Source organism: Xanthomonas sp. NCPPB 3582 (assembly GCF_041475735.2).
In the GTDB taxonomy this organism is placed as follows: domain Bacteria; phylum Pseudomonadota; class Gammaproteobacteria; order Xanthomonadales; family Xanthomonadaceae; genus Xanthomonas; species Xanthomonas codiaei.
In genome coordinates, this window is sequence record NZ_CM192968.1 from 2529342 (window position 1) to 2546483 (window position 17142).

Annotated in this window: 17 protein-coding genes and 1 other RNA gene; 1 reads left to right on the plus strand and 17 read right to left on the minus strand. The window is 66.8% G+C overall.

Going from position 1 to position 17142, the window contains the following annotated elements; genetic code table 11:
• Nucleotides 1–17: 17 nt before the first annotated feature.
• The 8 genes from tssG to ACCQ05_RS10795 all read right to left on the minus strand — a co-directional run bounded on the left by tssG (nucleotide 18) and on the right by ACCQ05_RS10795 (nucleotide 8177).
• Complete coding sequence (gene tssG, locus ACCQ05_RS10760) at nucleotides 18–1028, minus strand: type VI secretion system baseplate subunit TssG (RefSeq protein WP_372393791.1); 1011 nt, start codon at nucleotides 1026–1028, stop codon at nucleotides 18–20.
• A complete protein-coding gene (tssF, locus tag ACCQ05_RS10765) occupies nucleotides 992–2869 on the minus strand; it encodes a type VI secretion system baseplate subunit TssF (protein WP_372393793.1) in 1878 nt (625 codons plus the stop codon). The genes tssG and tssF overlap by 37 nt, the downstream gene beginning before the upstream one ends.
• 3 nt (nucleotides 2870–2872) lie before the next feature.
• Nucleotides 2873–3376, minus strand: a complete 504-nt coding sequence (gene tssE / locus ACCQ05_RS10770; RefSeq protein ID WP_104543307.1) for a type VI secretion system baseplate subunit TssE — start codon at nucleotides 3374–3376, stop codon at nucleotides 2873–2875.
• Entirely contained in the window at nucleotides 3364–4203 is an 840-nt protein-coding gene (locus tag ACCQ05_RS10775; protein ID WP_372393795.1) for a type VI secretion system accessory protein TagJ, read from the minus strand. Before ACCQ05_RS10775 ends, tssE begins: the two co-directional genes overlap by 13 nt.
• A 29-nt stretch (nucleotides 4204–4232) precedes the next feature.
• On the minus strand, nucleotides 4233–4736 hold the full coding sequence (locus tag ACCQ05_RS10780; protein ID WP_104543303.1) for an Hcp family type VI secretion system effector: 504 nt from the start codon (nucleotides 4734–4736) through the stop codon (nucleotides 4233–4235).
• A gap of 100 nt (nucleotides 4737–4836) precedes the next feature.
• Nucleotides 4837–6342, minus strand: a complete 1506-nt coding sequence (gene tssC, locus ACCQ05_RS10785; protein ID WP_372393797.1) for a type VI secretion system contractile sheath large subunit — start codon at nucleotides 6340–6342, stop codon at nucleotides 4837–4839.
• A gap of 7 nt (nucleotides 6343–6349) precedes the next feature.
• Nucleotides 6350–6856, minus strand: a complete 507-nt coding sequence (tssB, locus tag ACCQ05_RS10790) for a type VI secretion system contractile sheath small subunit (protein ID WP_372393799.1) — start codon at nucleotides 6854–6856, stop codon at nucleotides 6350–6352.
• A gap of 502 nt (nucleotides 6857–7358) precedes the next feature.
• Entirely contained in the window at nucleotides 7359–8177 is an 819-nt protein-coding gene (locus tag ACCQ05_RS10795) for an AraC family transcriptional regulator (protein ID WP_372393801.1), read from the minus strand.
• Nucleotides 8178–8288: 111 nt separating this feature from the next.
• On the opposite strand from ACCQ05_RS10795, the gene ACCQ05_RS10800 reads away from it, so the two are divergent.
• A complete protein-coding gene (locus ACCQ05_RS10800) occupies nucleotides 8289–9314 on the plus strand; it encodes an alpha/beta hydrolase (RefSeq protein ID WP_372393803.1) in 1026 nt (341 codons plus the stop codon).
• Nucleotides 9315–9578: 264 nt separating this feature from the next.
• Here ACCQ05_RS10800 and ACCQ05_RS10805 read toward each other — a convergent pair whose 3' ends face one another.
• The 9 genes from ACCQ05_RS10805 to ACCQ05_RS10845 all read right to left on the minus strand — a co-directional run bounded on the left by ACCQ05_RS10805 (nucleotide 9579) and on the right by ACCQ05_RS10845 (nucleotide 16985).
• Nucleotides 9579–10022 (minus strand): Rid family hydrolase, encoded by a 444-nt coding sequence (locus ACCQ05_RS10805; RefSeq protein WP_372393805.1) that lies wholly within the window; start codon nucleotides 10020–10022, stop codon nucleotides 9579–9581.
• Nucleotides 10023–10196: 174 nt separating this feature from the next.
• Nucleotides 10197–10272: non-coding RNA, sX9 sRNA (locus ACCQ05_RS10810), on the minus strand.
• Nucleotides 10273–10443: 171 nt separating this feature from the next.
• Complete coding sequence (locus ACCQ05_RS10815) at nucleotides 10444–11247, minus strand: SDR family NAD(P)-dependent oxidoreductase (RefSeq protein ID WP_372393807.1); 804 nt, start codon at nucleotides 11245–11247, stop codon at nucleotides 10444–10446.
• Between the two features lie 43 nt (nucleotides 11248–11290).
• A complete protein-coding gene (locus tag ACCQ05_RS10820) occupies nucleotides 11291–12832 on the minus strand; it encodes a GMC family oxidoreductase (protein WP_372393809.1) in 1542 nt (513 codons plus the stop codon).
• Nucleotides 12829–14190: an alpha/beta hydrolase gene (locus ACCQ05_RS10825; RefSeq protein WP_372393811.1), complete on the minus strand. Its 1362-nt coding sequence runs from the start codon at nucleotides 14188–14190 to the stop codon at nucleotides 12829–12831. Before ACCQ05_RS10825 ends, ACCQ05_RS10820 begins: the two co-directional genes overlap by 4 nt.
• Before the next feature lie 266 nt (nucleotides 14191–14456).
• The gene (locus ACCQ05_RS10830; protein ID WP_372393813.1) at nucleotides 14457–15125 is read right to left on the minus strand and encodes a glycosyltransferase family 2 protein; all 669 of its coding nucleotides are present in this window, start codon (nucleotides 15123–15125) and stop codon (nucleotides 14457–14459) included.
• Nucleotides 15122–15724, minus strand: coding sequence for a class I SAM-dependent DNA methyltransferase (locus ACCQ05_RS10835; protein ID WP_372393815.1), 603 nt, complete (start codon nucleotides 15722–15724; stop codon nucleotides 15122–15124). The genes ACCQ05_RS10830 and ACCQ05_RS10835 overlap by 4 nt, the downstream gene beginning before the upstream one ends.
• Nucleotides 15721–16479 carry a PIG-L deacetylase family protein gene (locus ACCQ05_RS10840; RefSeq protein WP_372393817.1) on the minus strand — a complete coding sequence of 253 codons (759 nt, stop codon included), beginning with the start codon at nucleotides 16477–16479 and terminating at the stop codon, nucleotides 15721–15723. Before ACCQ05_RS10840 ends, ACCQ05_RS10835 begins: the two co-directional genes overlap by 4 nt.
• Nucleotides 16467–16985: an acyl-CoA dehydrogenase family protein gene (locus ACCQ05_RS10845; RefSeq protein ID WP_372394038.1), complete on the minus strand. Its 519-nt coding sequence runs from the start codon at nucleotides 16983–16985 to the stop codon at nucleotides 16467–16469. Before ACCQ05_RS10845 ends, ACCQ05_RS10840 begins: the two co-directional genes overlap by 13 nt.
• Nucleotides 16986–17142 lie beyond the last annotated feature (157 nt).

Sequence of the window (17142 nt, forward strand, 5' to 3'; positions counted from 1 at the left end):
GGAAACGCAGGGGTGGATCAGGTCGGCGCAAGCACAAGTTGGTCGGCGTCGCGCGGGTGGCGGTAGTGGCCAAGCCAGAGCGACAAGCCGATGCGCTGGCCCTGCCCCATCACCGGCATGGGTACGTCTTCGCGCGCCAGCACCAGCTGCAGGTCCCAGGCCTGCTCGTCGCCGACATAGCCGCGCACGGTGGCAGTGAGCACTTCCAGCGCGTCGCCTCCGGGCAGGAATTGGCGATAGCGCGCGATGTCCAGTGGGCCGATGCGCAGGCGGAAGCGATGCTGCGCATTGCGTGCCAGCGCCCCCAGCGTGGCTTCCTGGCCCAGGCGCGCAGCGGCACGGCCCATGCGCAAGTGCCCTTCTTCGGGCAGCGGCAGCCAGTTGGCGACGAACTCCTGCACCTGCAGCGGAACGTCGAACACGCCGACCAGCACCGCACGCAAGCCTTCGGCATTGCGCGACTGGGCGACGAGCCGGCCGGCGAAGTGGCGGCGTGCGGCGAGTGGCATCGCATCGCGGCCGCGCAACGCCGGCTGGTCCACACCGGTCAGCGCATCCAGCCGCGCGCCGAAGCGGTCCTCGCCCGGCCTGTCCATCTGCACGGTGGGACGCGCGTCGGCCCAAGCGCGATACCACAGCGCGAGCATGCGATGGTGGAAGATGTCGGCGAACGCGGCGAAGGTGGGGTCGCCGGCGCCTTCGCGTTCGATGGCGTGTTCGGTCAGGTGCAGCGGTAGCGCGCCATGTGGGCCGAACAGGCCCAGCGCCAACGTGCGTAGCGTGGGCGGGCGGCCGTCGGCAGCGACCTGCAGGCTGTCGATGTCGCGCGGGGGAAATTCCAGCGACGCCCGCTGACCCAGCCGCACGGCTTCCTCTAGCGGACGCGCCGCCTGCCCCAGCCGCGGCTGCGCCGGATGCGCGCATTCCAGCCGCCGCAACGCCTCGAACAATTCAAAGGCCTGCGGTTGCGTGTCCAGCTGCGCCAGCAGCGCTACAGCGTCGGTCGATTGCCGAGATGGGCTGGCCATCGGGCGACCTCGTTGCGTTCTTGCGTGCACAGCACGGTTTCGGTGAAGGAGTTCAACGATGCCTGGCGCGCGAACACATGCCGCAGCACCGAGGCGAGCAGGTAGACACCCTGCCCTTCGAAGGCGGCATCGTCGCAGGTCAGGGTGATCTCCAGCCCGCGGCCGTAGGTGGCCGGGCCGGGCACGGGAATGCGCCGCACGATCGGTCGCGAGGCGATGCGGCGCACGCCTTCCACCTGTCGGCGCGCCGCGGCGTCGTGCGGGTCGTGGTACAGCGTGAGCATCTCGCGCAGCGCTGTGGCGCCATCTTCGCCGGCGTCCAGCAGCGAGAGATAGTTCAACTGCAGGTGGCTGATCAGGCGCCAACGGGTGTCGCCGGCGGTCACGCCCGAGCGCGGCCGCGTGGGACCGGCCACGCAGCGCACCGAGGCTACCGGCCCGCCCTCGTCGAGCACGAAATCGGTACTGGATTTGCCCACCGGCATGTGCAGCGGCAGGTCGCGGTTGCTGCACCACAGCTGCATGCCCAGCTGCCGCAGCTGGTGCGGATACGGCGCCTGCTCGCCATCGACCAGCGACAGGAACACCTCGCTGCCGACATAGCTCGAGCGCGGCCCGGTGCGGCGCTGCCCGCTGGACAGTTGCCGCGGCTGCCGGCGCAGCGCGTAGAAGGCCGAGCGCCGCTCATGCCAGCTGCGCGGCTGCGCACCATAGAACGGCTCGAAGCGTTGCATCGGTGCGTTGCTGTCGCCAAAGCCTTCGACCTGTTCCACACCATGGATTTCGAAATCCATCGGCCGCGTCCGGTCGGCCAGCACGTGATGCTCGGACATGCCGGGCTGCAGGTGGATGCGATCGCCGCGCCTGGGAAACAGGTTGATGGCCGGCGTACAGTGCAGGCGGAAATTGCTCGCATCCACCGCGTTATCGAGCCGCTCCACCGCGCGATCGAACCACACAAGGATCTCGAACTCGGTACACGCCGCGCGTGGCAGCACCTGCGCCAGGCCGTCGAAGGCGGCAAACATGAAGCGCTCCGGGCAGGCGAAGTACTCCTGCAGCAACCGATAGCCGCTGAAGGAGCGCTCGCTGCGTGGCAGCAGTGCCTGCTCGTCGTCGAAGCCCTGCGGCTGCAGATGTTCGGGGCCGAATGCGCGGCTGAGCGGTTGGCCCTCTGCGGAGCGCGCGCGCACCACAAATCCCAGCGTATTGGCATGCAGTTGTTCGTAGAGATTGCCGGCCAGGCCATCGGCACCGGTGATGAACAGCGGCAAGCTGTCCAGCGCCAGCATGTCCAGGCGTAGCCCGGCATGCACGTTGAACACCAGCCGCAGCCCCGCCTTGGCCCGCGGCTCGACCGGCACGCCGAGCGTGGCCAGCGCTGCCGGTGAGGCCAGGTAGCTGGCGGCGGTCAGGCGCAGCGGCCACAGCGTCACCGGGTGCGCGGTACGGTATTCGCAGGCGGTGCGGTCGCCGTGCCCGACCAGCGAGCGCAGAGCGCTGCCCCGTGGCACCAGATGCCCGGCGGGGCCGATGTCTTCGCCCTGCTCCGGTTGCAGCTCCACCACCGCCATCGACGGCACCGGCGACAGGAAGTGCGGATACAGCATTTCCATCAGGTGCTGGGCGAACACCGGCTGCTGCGCCTCCAGTTCGAGTTGCACCCGCGCGGACAGAAACGCAAAGCCTTCCAGCAGGCGTTCCACATATGGGTCGGCGCAATCGATGCCGCTCATCCCCAAGCGCCCCGCCACTTTCGGATACGCCTGCGCGAACTCCGCGCCCATCTCGCGCACGTGCTGCAACTCGCGGTTGTAGTGATGCAGCAGGCGCGGGTCCATGGCTCAGTGCGCTCCGGGCAGCAGGTTGAAGCGACCGGTTTCCAGGTCCAGATCGGTGCGCAGATACAGGGCCAGCGGCAACGGCTGCGCCCACAGTTCGGAATCGATGACGAACGACAGCGACAGGCGGTCCATGCGCCCGGTGTCCACCTTCGCAGTGACCTGCAGGCTGGCCGCAGCCAGGCGTGGCTCGAACGCCACGATGGCGGCATGGATGCGGTGTTGCAGTTCGATCACGTCCAGACCGACCAGACGCGTGCCGGCCAGGTCGGGGATGCCGTAGTTGAGGACCGAGTTGGCAACCTGCGGATAGTCCTGCAGCGCGTCCTCGTGCCAGTGGCGGGTGCAGTTGAGCAACCAGGCCAGGTCGCGCATGACGCAGTCGCGCAATTGGGCCGGGCCGATCGCACGTGCATCGCGGCTTTCCACCAACTCATGGCGGCGATCGTCAATCAAGCGATCCAGCAGCGAGGGCTGCAGCCGCTCCTGTTGGGTCAGTTCGGCCATGGCGTGCCCACCACGGCGGTGTCGAAGGCGACATGGCGGATGTCGAGCATGGGATAGTCGTCCTCGCTGCCAGCCAACAGGCGCTGCCCCATGCCGCGCGCAGAGAGAGCATCGCCCTCCCAGGCGGTGCGCTGGCCGAGCCGGATCGCACCGTCCTGGCTATGCGGGCTATCGGGGTAACGGCACGGCACCACGCCACGCGTGTGCATGCCGCCTTGCCATTGGATCTCCACCGGTTGCCACAGCAGGTCGCGCAGGCTGGTGGGAACCTCGAAACGCAGGCTGCGCAACTGTGCGAACGGCACCCACGCATACCCCGCTTCCAGAATGACCTCCAGACAGGGGCCAAACCGCGGATCTGCATCGCCCAGCCAGTCGAATCGCTGGCCATCGATAATGCCAGCGACGGTATCGGCCTGCGCCAGTGCCAGCGCACGCCGTTGCGCCGCCTGCACTGCTTCGCCTGCGCGGTCGTGTTGCAAGGCCTGCAGCAGATCGTGCTGCCACTGCGGCACCTGGCCGGGCGTCAGTGGCAGCACCCGTCCCGCCACGACCTGCTCGCGTTGCAGCTCGGCATCGATGATGCGCGCATACGCGCTCGCCACACCGCCCCACTCCGGATCCAGCTCGGCAGCCAGGCACAGCTGCTGCCGTGCCCGTTGCCAGTCTCCGGCCACTGCCAGCAACTGGAACAAGCCGATGCGGCCGGCCGCATCGCTTGGACACTGCCGCACCCAGTCCTTGGCGGTAACCAGGGACTGTTCGGGATTGCCCGCCTTGAGCAGGCGGGCGCAATCGTGTTCGGGGTGGACGATGGAAGTCGGCATGGGCACTCCAGTTGGTGGATGCGTGGGGCTCAGGACTTCTTCACTTCCTGCATGTTGAAGGTGAAGTCCTTGGTGCCGCCCTGCTTCTTGCCCTTGTCGTCCTGCGGCTGGAACGAGTACTTGAACTTGCCGAAATGCAGGGTCACGTTCTCGGTCAGGCGGTCTTCGCCGCCACTGCCGCCAGTGGAGACGGACGTGATCATCACGCCCTCGCTGAGTTCGACCGTGACGTAGTCGGTCTGCTCGCCGGTGGCATTGGTGACGTACAGCGTGGCCGAATCCACGCGCGCACCGGTGCAGCAGGCGTTGAGCAAGGCGTTGGAGCAACTGTCGACGTACTTGGTGATGGAAATGTCCTGCACGTTGGCCTTGCCGCCGGCCGCATAACCGGCGCCGGTATGCAGGTTGCCGGTGTTGCTGGCGCCCCAGGACCAGGCAATGATCGGCACTTGATCCTTGTGTTTGGAATGGTTGGACGCGCCCTTGATCTCGACGTCGCCGGAGCCGAATTTGAGATGCATATCGAAAGCCATGGAACTTCTCCAGTGGTGGGTAGTGCGGTAAGGGAGGCCGTTCCCGCAGCCAGGCCGGCCGCAGGTCGGGCATTACGTGGATGCGAGTGCTGCGCCGCGCTCAGGCGGTCTGGGCAGAAGGCAGTCGCGAGACCAGGCGCAACGACACCGTCAGGCCTTCCAGCTGGTAATGCGGGCGCAGGTAGAACTTGGAGGTGTAGTAGCCGGGATTGCCCTCGACCTCTTCCACCACCACTTCTGCGGCGGCCAGCGGCTTGCGCGCCTTGGTTTCCTCGCTGGAGTTGGCCGGGTCGCCGTCGACGTAGTTCATCACCCAATCGGTCAGCCAGCTCTGCATCTGCTGGCGCGTGCTGAACGAGCCGATCTTGTCGCGCACGATGCACTTCAGGTAATGGGCGAAGCGGCAGCACGCGAACATGTACGGCAGGCGCGCGCTCAACGCTGCATTGGCGGTGGCGTCCGGGTCGTCGTATTCCTCCGGCTTACCCAGCGACTGGGCGCCGATGAAGGCCGCCATGTCGGTGTTCTTGCGATGCACCAGCGGCATCAGGCCCATCTTGTCGAGTTCGGCCGAACGACGGTCGGTGATCGCGACTTCGGTCGGGCACTTCATGTCCACACCGCCATCGTCGGCCGGGAAGGTATGCGTCGGCAGGCCCTCCACCGCCCCACCCGATTCCACGCCGCGAATGCGCGTGCACCAGCCGTACTGCTTGAACGAGCGGTTGATGTTGACCGCCATCGCGTAGGCCGCGTTCTGCCAGGTGTAGTGCGACGAATCGGCACCTTGGGTGTCTTCCTCGAAATCGAACGCTTCCACCGGATCGGTCTTGGCACCGTAAGGCAAGCGTGCCAGCGTGCGCGGCATGGTCAGCGCCAGGTACTTGGCATCCTCGCTCTGGCGCAACGAGCGCCAGGCCGCATAGTCGGGGGTGGAGAAGATCTTGGCCAGGTCGCGCGGATTGGACAGTTCGCTCCAGCTTTCCATGCCCATCAGGCTGGGGCCCGCCGCCGCGATGAATGGCGCATGCGAAGCGGCGGCAATCTGGCTGATGCCGCGCAGGGTATCGACATCCTGCGGGCTATGGTCGAAGTGGTAATCGCCGATCAGGCATCCATAGGGCTCGCCGCCGAGTTGCCCGTATTCGGCCTCGTAGACCTTCTTGAACACCGGGCTCTGGTCCCAGGCGGTGCCCTTGAAGCGCTTGAGGTTCTTGGCGAGTTCCTTCTTGGACACGTTGAGCACGCGAATCTTCAACTGCGTGTCCGACTCGGTATTGCTGACCAGGTAATGCAGGCCGCGCCACGCGCCCTCCAGCGCCTGGAACTTCGGCGCGTGCAGGATCAGGTTGAGCTGCTCGGTGAGCTTGCGGTCGATCTCGGCCACATAGGCATTGATCGTCTGCGCCAGGTCGTCGCTGATGATGTCGCTGCGCTCCAGCACCTGCTCGGCCAGCGTGCGCACGGCGCGGCGCACCTCTTCGCCGGCACGCTCGCTGCGCGGGCGGAATTCGCGGGTCAGCAGGGTGGCAAAATCGTCGGCCTGCGAGAGTTCGGTCTGGCCATCGGCCTGGTCGGTAACGGCGGCGGAATTGGAAGTGGCCATGGCAGCGTTACTCGTCGGTCGACTTGGGGGCTGCGATCAGCGAGCGCAGCAATGCGGGATCCTTGATCGCATCGGCGATCAAGCGCTCGGCACCGGCCTTGCCGTCGAGGTAGGTACCCAGGTTGGCCAGCTGGGTGCGTGCCTCCAGCAGCTCGGCCAGCGGTGCCACCTTCTTCACCACTGCCGTGGGCGAGAAGTCGTCCAGGCTGTCGAAGCTGATGTCCACCGGCAATGCGCCGGTTCCGGTGAGGGTATTGGGAACGGTCAAGGCCACCCGCGGCTGCATGGCGCGCAGCCGGCTGTCGAAGTTGTCGACATCGATCTCCACCGCCTCGCGTGATTCCAGCGCAGGCAGGTTCTCGGTATTGGCGCCGGACAGATCCGACAGCACGCCCATGACGAAGGGAACCTGCACCTTCTTCTGCGAGCCATAGATCTCGACGTCGTATTCGATCTGCACGCGTGGTGCGCGATTCCGGGCAATGAACTTCTGACTGCTGCTGCGAACGGACATGCCGCCTCCGATGGTCTGCGTGATGGCTCGGCACTGCGGCTGCAGCGGCCGGGTGGCGAAGGGAAGTCCCTTGCACTGGAAACGCATCGTGCGTGCCGGCTGCTGCGGGGTGAAATCGAATGCCTGCATGGCAGGTATGGGCACGGGTGATGGCAACGGCAGCGACAGGCGTGACCCGCGCACGATCGACACGGCACACGGCACACGGCGCGCGCGCGTTAGCAATACGCGTCGCCTGTGTCCGCGCGGCACCTGGGAGATCGATCCCGGCCGATCGCCTGGCCCTGCGCTTGTTCCAAGTTATCGCGCGGCTCAGACCTCCCCAAGGCGCTCGATCCGCTCGGAGGGATCGCGCCATCGCCACCCACCTGGCGACGGCACGATCCCTACTGGGCCGCTCTCAATGCACACGCCACGACGGTGGCTTATCTAGCAGGCACCCCGGGGCAGTCGCAGCCGGCGCTGCGGGCGTTCGCAAGCGTTGCCGCGCCGGCCCACGGAATCACTGCCCACCGCGCCAGACCCGCGGCGATTGCCCCACCTGCGCCTTGAATGCACGCGAAAGTGCCGCCTCGCTGGCGTAGCCCACCTCGTCGGCCAGTTGCTTGAGCGGCCGGCCCTGGCGCAGGCCGCGTTGCACCAGCGCGATACGCCAGTCCTGCAGGTACTGGCCCGGGGTGCAGCCCACCGTGTCGTGAAAGTTGCGGGAAAAGGCACTGCGCGACATGCCGGCACGGGCGGCCAGCGACTCCAGCGACCAGGGCTGGGCGGGGTGTTCGTGGATGCCGACCAGGGCCAGGCGCAGCCGCGCGTCGGCCATGCCGGCCAACATGCCGCCCGTGGCGTGGCCTTGCTCCATCAGTTCGCGGATCACGTGCACCAGCACCACTTCGAAGAGCCGGTTGAGTACTGCCTGCCGCCCGCAATGCTGGGCGAAGGCTTCTTCGAACAAGGCATGCACCAGCACCGCACCGTGGCGCAGCGCCTCCAGCGGCAGGCAAATGCACGCAGGCAGTGCGCGCACCAATGGATTGGCCGCGCCGCCGCTGAAACTCAGGTGCGCGCAGGCAAAGTCGGCCCCGTGCACCGGGTCGGTGTCGAAGCGGTGCGCAAGCGCGCGCGGATACAGCAGCAAGCTGGGCCGGTCGATCTGCAGGTGGCTGCCGTCGCCGTTGTGGACCACCACCGCGCCCTGACGGATCAGGTGCAGCTGGCCCCGGTCGCCACTGTCGAGCTGGTTGATGCCGCACAACGCGCCGGCATGGAAAACCTCGGCGGTCACCGAGAAGTGGCTCAGCAAGGCGGCCAGACGGTCGACCATCTTGGACTCCAGGTAAAGTTTTATGGACGATTCGCGCCCTATCGTACCGCCCTGACGCGCAAAGTCACTCCTGTCGCCGGCGCCCTGCCCGGCTCATCCAGGACCTGCATCATGAAGACTCCCCTCGCCCTGATTGCCACTACGCTGCTGGCGGCATCGATCAGCACCGCTGTCGCGGCGGAACCCAGCGACCAGCCGGCGCCGTTGCGCCCTGTCGCCGACTTCCTCAAGGCCCTCAACAGCGATGGCGGTAAGCCGATCGAGCAGCTGAGCCCAGCGCAGGCGCGCCAGGTGCTGACCAACGCCCAGGCCAATACACCCCTGCCGGCGGCCGAGGTCAGCCGCAAGACCATCCAGGCCAACGGCAAGCCGCTGAACCTGGTGATCGTGCGGCCGCCGCAGACCGCCGGCCAGGTGCTGCCGGCCTTCATGTTCTTCCATGGTGGCGGCTGGGTGCTGGGCGACTTCCCGACCCACGAGCGCCTGATCCGCGATCTGGTCAACGCCTCCGGCGCAGCAGCCGTGTATGTCGACTACACGCCCTCGCCGGAGGCGCGTTACCCGGTGGCGATCCATCAGGCCTATGCCGCCACGCGTTGGGTTGCCGAGCACGGCGCGGAGATCGGCGTGGATGGCCAACGCCTGGCACTGGCCGGCAACAGCGTCGGTGGCAACATGGTGGCGGCAGTGGCGCTGCAGGCCAAGGCAGCGGGCACCCCGGCGCTGCGCTACAACCTGATGCTGTGGCCGGTCACCGATGCCGCGTTCGACAATGCCTCGTACCAGCGTTACCAGAGCGGCTACTTCCTCAGCCGCAACATGATGACCTGGTTCTGGGACAACTACATCACCGACCCCAAGGCCCGCGCCGAGATCACCGCCTCGCCGCTGCGCGCGAGCTCGACCCAACTGGCCGGCCTGCCGCCAACGCTGATCCAGACCGCGGAACTGGACGTGCTGCGCGACGAAGGCGAGGCCTTCGGCCGCAAGCTGGACCAGGCCGGCGTGGAGGTGACCGTGACGCGCTACAACGGGCTGATTCACGATTACGGCCTGCTCAACGCCTTGCGCGACGTTCCCGCGGTGCGCGATGCCATCCACCAGGCCGGCGATGGGCTGCGCGAGCATTTGAAGTAAGCGCCGCCGGCTCGGGGCTGCAGCGATCGCCTGTTGAACAGGCGGTCGCTGCAATGTGCCGGAGCAGCCTGACGCCCTGCCGACCTGGGCCTTGCCGTCTGGCGGATGCTGCGGCACTGCGCGACGACACGCGCCTGGTGTCATCGCATGGGTGAGCGGGGTGACGTGGCCCGCGACGAAAGATCTTCCTGTTTCGCCGCACGTTGACGGTACAGCGATCTGGCATCGCCAGGTTCTGTAAGCGGCTGCGAATGCAGGCTGCAGTCACCCCTGCAGCTCGGCGCGGAACGCGATTTCGATCAGCTGTTCGGGAAAGGCCAGCGCCGAAACGCCAATGAGGTTGCTGGTTACCTGCGGTACGGCCTGACCGTAGGCGACGGGACGTACCTTGCCGCTCGCGGCAAACGCGGCAGGCACATCGATGACGAACAGGGTCTCTTCGACCACGTCATCGAGCGAGCTGCCCAATTCGGCCAGCAGGATCCGCGCGTTTTCGTAGGTGCGCCGCATCTGCGCTTCCATGCTGTCGAAGCTGGCGGGCTTGCCATCGGCGCCGAGCGGTGCGGGGGCCACCAGGTCGCCTTGCGGGGTGTGAGAGAGCTGACCGGAGACGAAGATGGAGTTATTGACACGCAGTGCCTGCACGTAGCCATAGGCCGATTCCCACGGCACGCCGAAGCTGGCGGTCTTGCGGATGACGTTGGTCATGATGCTGCCTCGTGGTCAAAGGGCAAGCATGGCGTGCGCGGGAATGTGCGCGCCTCCCCTGATCGAGGGATGGCCGATGCCGACCGCCAACCGTTGCCGACCAACCGCCCTACTCGATGGCATCTGCCAGCGACACCGCGCCGTCGCGTTAGCGTCCGCAGCCAGACTTAGAGTGGCTACCAAAACGTAGCGAGCGGTCGTCAGATGGGTGCGGACGGCGCGGAGGAACCGGAGTGTACGGGTGGTACATGAGGATTCCGAGCACCGGCCGCGGCCGCCTGGCGGCCGCGCAGTAGTTTTGTTAGCCGCTCTTAATCTCGGCATCGCTGTTTGATGTGGTCACGGAGCGGTGCCGGCAACACCGGCAGCTATCGGTCGTGGACTGCTGCCATGCGGCGCCACCATGGCAGCACCGCCAGTCTCAACCGGCGATGGTGAACACCGAGCCCGAATCCACACGCACGCCGGCCCCGTTGATGAAGCTGGCGCGCTCCGAACACAGGAACGCGACCACCGAGGCCACTTCTTCTGGGCGGCCACGTCGTTTGAGCACCATGCCGGGGCGCTCCTCGTCCAGGAACGAGGAGATCGCTTCGTCGACACTGGTTCCATTTTCCTGAGCGCGTTTTTGCATCATCTTGTCGGTCATCGGCGTTGCGATGAAGGCAGGCGACACCGTATTGACCAACACATTGTCGCCGCCATAGGCCTTGGATAGCCCCTTGGCGAGGCTGAGGATGCCGGCCTTGGAGGCGCAGTAGGCCAATTCATCGACGTAAGGCTGCACCGCATCTTCGGAGGCGAACAACACGATCCGCCCCCACTGCTTGCGGCGCATGGCGGGAATGGCCTGGCGGCACATGCGCACGGCGCCCATCAGGTTGATGTCCAGCGTTTCCAGCCAGCCGGCGTCGCTGACCTCCAGGAAATCGCCGGTGGCGCCGGTGACGCCGGCAGCATTGATGTAGATGTCCGGCTCACCCAGGCGTTCGCGCACCTGCGCCCAGATGGCGGTGACATCCTGTTCGCGCGTCACGTCGCCTTCGATGGCGATGATCTCTCCCAGGCCGGACAGCTCGGCCAGTGCCTGGTCGAGTGTGCCATCGGCAAGATCGGTGATCGCTACGCGCACGCCCGCTTCGAGCAGCTGGCGTGCGGTCTCCTTGCCCATGCCGGAGTCGCCGCCGCTGATGAGGGCGATGCGCTGGTTGATTCCGAGATCCATGTCGAGCTCCTGATGGTTGAAGAACGTGGCGGTGCGCACGCTGCTAGCGCGCGAGGAAGCGTTCTGCGGTCCGCAGCCCGAGCGCCATTTGCGTCAGCGCCGGATTGGCCGCCAGTGCGCTGGGGAAGGTCGAGTTGTCGCAGAGATAAAGGTTGGGCACATCGAAGGCGCGGCCATCGGGATCGACCACGGCCTGCGCGGGATCGGTGCCCATCCGGCAGGTCCCCAGCGTGTGCGCCGAACGTGCAGCCGCGAAGACGTTGCGGGCGCCAGCGGCGTGCCAGATGGCTTGCAGCGTTGCGCGGGCATGGGCATCGAGGGCCTGCTCGTTCGGCCCGTAGCTGAAATCGATACGCGCCTTGCGCTGTCCGAAGGCATCCTGCTCGTCGGACAGCGTCAGCCGGTTGCGATCCTGCGGCAGGCATTCGCCATTGATGCCGATACCGGCCAGGCGGTTGTAGCGCTGCATGGTGCCGACCAGCTCCCTGCCCCACAGGCCGGCGCCGCGTGCCAGCGTGTTGGCCAGCGTGATCGGCTGCACGCCCAGGCTCTGCACCAGGTAACCGCCGATAAAGTCGGCATCGGCCGGGCGCAGCATGTCCTCGGTCATCAGCGAAGACGGGTATCCCCGGTTCATGCGCATGTCGGCGTCGAACTCGCCCCACACCTGGGTGGCCACATGCGCCATGAAATTGCGCCCCACCTGTCCGCTGGAATTGGCCAAGCCCAGGTTGAGCAACAGGCGCGGCGTCTCCACCCCGCCCGCGCACAGGAAGACGTTGCTGCACCGCTGGCGATACTCATGCCCATGCTGGCGATAGATCACTGCGGTCAGCGCACCGCGGCCATCGCGTTGCAGATCGATCACGCGGCTGTCGCTGCGCAGTTGTGCGCCATGCGCTCTGGCGAGCGGAAGCCAGGTGGTATCGACGCTGACCTTGGCGGCATTGCTGCAGCCCTGGTGACAGGCGCCGCAATTGTTGCAGGCCGCGCGCAGGCCCCAGTGCGGTTGCTGATGGGGTCGGCTGACCAGTGCCGCGGGCGCATCGGTCGCGCTGATGCCGAGTGCGCGGCAACCGCGTTCCATGGCCGCGGCCGATGCGTTGCGTTGCGGCGGTGGATACGCGTAGCTGCGTTCCGGATCCCACGGGTAATGCGCGGGACCGGAGACACCGATAAAGGCCTCGACACGACGGATGTAGGACAGCAAGTCCTGGTGCGGGATCGGCCAGTCGGCGCCTTGCCCGGTCTGGGTCGACAGCCCGAGGTCGCGCGGGTCCGGGCGTGGGCAGAACGCGCCCCAATGCAGGGTGGAGCCGCCAAGCCCGGATCCGGAATTGTTCGGCCCGAACGCGGTCGGCGTCTGTCCCCCGCTCAGGCGCTCGTCCATCCAGTAGATGCCGGTAGTCAACTCGTCGGGGATGTGGGAGTGCGGCGCGAACGCTGCGCCCGCCTCCAGCACGACCACCGAAACGCCGGCCTGCGCCAGCCGCGCCGCCAGCGGGCCGCCGCCGGCACCGCTGCCGATCACCACCGCATCGACAACATCCTGCGTACCAGCAGCCTGGGTGCCGGCAGCCTTCATCGATCGGCTCCGGAGGCATGGAGCTGCCAGGGTTCCTGCCGACCCGCAGCGGTTTCTTCGTAGCCTACGCTCACGGTGCCGACGTGGCCGACGGCGAACCCGTCGTAGCCCAGCGTAGCCATCGTGGCGGGAAGGCTGGTCCAGATGCGGATGGTCTCGGCGCGCACGTCCTCGAACCAATGCGCCAGCTGGCTGGCATCCAGGCCGTGTGCCGAGGTGTCGCCTATCGCCGCGTGCGCAATGTCCTGCAGCCATCGCTCCTGGGCAGCGACGGCCTGTTCGGCAAAACCGCCGGCCAGCGCATCCAGTACCTCCAGTCCCAACTGTACCGCCAGGCGATCGGCCGGAAGATCCGCATGCCGCCAGCCATCGCCCGTGCCTGCTGCCAGCTGCACGTCGATGCGCCGCGCAATCTGCCGCGCGTCGCCTTCGCCATCCAGCACGCGTGCGACCACGGCTGCGAGCACCTGCAGCTGGCGCGGATTCAACACCCCTTCGGTCGTGGCAGGCGGGCCCGCGTGGCGCGCGAGCAGCGTCTTGCGCATGCGCGGCATCACGCGTTCGGAATTCAGCAGGGCAATGAAGTCCTCGGGCAGGCAGTGCGGCCTGCAGTGCTGCACATGCTCAGCGATCAATCGTGCCAGTTGCTGCGGCTGCTCGTAGGGGATCAGGTGCGCGGCATCGGCCACGACGGCCAGCTGCGCCTGGGCATAGTGCGGCACATTCAAGCGCCGTTGCGCGCCTTCGCCCAGATCGCCATCCTGGCCACCGGCCACGATCATTGCCGGCACGCCGATGCACGCGGCCTGCGCCGTGCAGTCTTCGCGGCTGCCGCGTGTGAGCCATGCCGTCCATGCGCTGGGCGCGGTACGCAGGACGTCGTCGATCGCAGCGTTCCTGCGCTCGTCCGGCAGCGTCGAGGCGCAGTTGGCATCCACGAACTGCGCTGCTTCGTCACGCGTGGGCCGGCCGGCTTCGAACCAGGCCAGCATCGTTCGGCGCCGCGATTCCTCCATCGGTTCAGGCGCCGGCGGCGATGCGGCAACGAGTACCACGCCCGCCAGACCGGCCAGGCCTGCCACACCCTCGCGCGCGCGCGCCGCCGTCAATGTGGCGATCTTCCCGCCCATGCTGTGCCCCACCGCGAACCAGCATGCCGGTTGCCGCGCGATGACCGCAGCGCTGAACCAGTCAACCAGCGCGTGCGTATCGAAGTGCTCCAGTGGGGCCGCATCGCCGAAACCCGGGATGTCCAGGGCAATACAGTCGCACTGGTCACCGAGCTGCGCGATGACGTGGCTCCACTCGTGCCGGCTGCCTCCGAGGGCATGCAGGAAGAACAGCATTGGCTTTGCCATGTCACACCCGAGTCTGCGAGTGCGGCATGGTGCCGCAGACTTCGTCCACACTCCGTGCAGATGAGGTCGAAAGCAGGTTTGTCGCAGGTAGCTGGTGTTTGATGCGATGGCGTTGCTCGACCGACGCCATGAACGGGTGCGACTGCCTGATCGGCAGATCGCATGGCGATGTCATGGCGCTGCGGTCGGCTCGCGGATGGCAAGGAGCTACGCCATCGGCGCCGAATGTAGTCGTTGTGACGATGGCGCTCTTTCACCAGTCGCAGTCATGCAGGGACGAAAGGCAAGGCTTCCAGGTGTTTCAAAAAATCCGAGAAACCGCCGAGCGCACGCGCGTGCCTGCGGGCACTGGTCCACACCACCGAGCGTGGCGACCAGGCGATCGAGGCCTTGATCGCCTGCAAGGCGTGCACCAGCGCGACATCTTCGCTGCAGGTCAATGCAGAGAATCCGCCGCATTGCTGATACAGATCGGTGCTGACGCCCAGGTTGGCGCCATGAATGCGGCCGTGGCCTTCGCCGGTTGCCTGGGTCTGTTCGAACCTTTGGCGCACCTCGTCGGAATAGTCCAGCCAGTCCTCCACTTCCACCACGCCACAGAACACACCGGTGCCTGCCCGGCGTTGTTCCAGCAACCAATCGCTGGGAACACGCGAGTCGGCATCGGTAACGGCCAACCAGTCTGCACCCAGCGCAATGGCCTGGGATGCGGCGGCGGCGCGTGCAATGCCCACGCCGCCCGGTGCGGGGACGTCGACCACGCGCGCGCCCAAGCCCAGCGCCAGCTCGGCGGTGGCGTCGGTGCAGCGGTCCACCGCGACAATCACCTCGACCGGCTCATCCAGCTCGGGATGCGAGGCAGCGCGGAACACCGATGCCAGGCACGCGCCCATGCACTCGGCCTCGTTATGCGCCGGGATGATGACCGCAATCACCGCAAGCCCTCCTGTTGTGCCACCGACAATGGCTGGGCCGTCCACGCTTCCAGCAGAAAATCGCTGTCTTCGTAGCGATAGCTCAAGGGCGAGGTGAGCCATCGGGCGATGCAGGCATGGACTGCGATGCCATCCTGCTGCGCCTGCTCGAACGCATGCTTCCAATGACAGGCCACCAGCAGTCCGTCCGGCGTGAGCGCCTCCTGCAGACGTACGATCAGCTCATCGAGTTCGGCGGCGGCAAGGTAGTAACCGATCTCGCTCAGTACGATCAGATCGAAATTGCCAACCGGCCATTGCTGCGGATGGCAGGCCTGCACGATCTCGACATTGCTTCGGTCACCCACGCGCTGCCTGGCTTGCTCCACCGCGGCCGCGGACATGTCGGTTGCCAGCAGGCGCTCACAGCGGGCTGCCAGCCCGCGCGTTGTCTCTCCGTTGGAACATCCCAGTTCCCAGCCGCGTGCGAATCCCATGCGAGGCAGGGTTGCCAGCAGGATGTCGCGCTTGCGCGTTTCGTACCAACGCGTCCCATAACCGAAGGGATCCTGCTGCTGGTAGATGCTGTCGAAGTATTCGGCGTTGGCCTGGGCATTCATGGGAGATAGACCTCGAAGTCGCGCCGAAACCGGGCCAGCGCCCAGTCGGGAAGGATGGGGCTGCGCAGCGCTGGCGTGACGTGGCCGGTCTGCGTCTTGAACGCTGACATCGCGCGCATCTTTACGGCGTGGGCAGCGGGCGGAAGCGCAAGCCGCGTGGCCGACGCCAGCATCTGGCTGTGGTCCGGGTTGTCCCAGTGCCATGCCCACACCGGAAACTGGATCAGCCGTGCACCGCAGCGGGTGGCGGCGTCGATGGCGGCATCCGCACATGCCTCGTGGTCGGGGTGGCCGTCGCGCGCGTACGTCACCAGCACTGCGTCGGTCGGTCGCAGCAGTGCGGAAAGTCGCCTGCCCAGCCCTTCGACGCCCGCGCGGACCTGCCCATCTCCCGCGTCCAGCCGCAGCACCTTGGAGGGATCGATCCCCAGGCATGCCAGCGCATTGCGCAATTCGTCGCGACGCGCAGCGGCAAGGCGTGCCGGCGGCCAGGCGTCTTCCTGCGGATAGGCCGCTTCGCCGTCGGTGACGGAAACGATCAGCGCCTGTCGCCCCGAGGCGGCCGCCATGGCAAGCAGCCCACCACAGCCCAGCACTTCGTCGTCCGGATGCGGAGAGACAACTACCACACGCGTGGCGTCGCCAAGGAGTTGGTCGATGCTGGTGACGGGCAACTCGATCAATTGGCGCGATGCAGTCCAGCGCGCCTCGGGCACACCCTGCCCTTGGATAGGCTCGCCTCTCACAGCAGCCATGGGGTGCCCTCTCGCGCATGCAGCTGTTCGCCCAGCCATTGCTCGTCCTTCTCGCCATGGGACTGGCGGATGAACGCGGCCAGGTCTGCGCATCGTTGCGCATGTTCGGCGTCGCAGCACAGCGAGGCCGGCCCCAACGCCAATGCGGCACGTTCGATCACGTCCCGGCAAATGCGGTCCATCAGGCTACGTAGCCGGACGACAGCGAGTTGATGGCTGTCGCTGGGCGCGTCGTCGATCGCATCGGCCAGGTCCTGCAGCATCAGCCGCGCCGCCGTCAGCTGTTCGTCGATGGCACCGAGGTGCGCTACAGAAAACGGGTTGCTCGCCACCCTTGGCGAGCGACGGACCTGCTCGGCGATGGCCGTGGCGGCGCCATACCAGCAGGCGGCGATGCCTGCCCCGCCATGCCAGAATCCCGGCCGCTGCAGATAGAACGCCGGTTCGCCCAACAAGACTGCAGGAGCACGCCTGAAGTGGCCGCTACCGGTTGCAATGCCGGCCATGCCCGGGCCGTGCCACTGGCTTGCATCGAGGTCGAAATGCCCCCGTGCCAACGTCACTGCTGCAAGCGGGTGCTGTTGGCCGCTGCGCACTGTCACCAATGCATGTGTCACCACGTCCAGCTCCGCACTGCACCAGGGTTTGACACCAGACACAGTG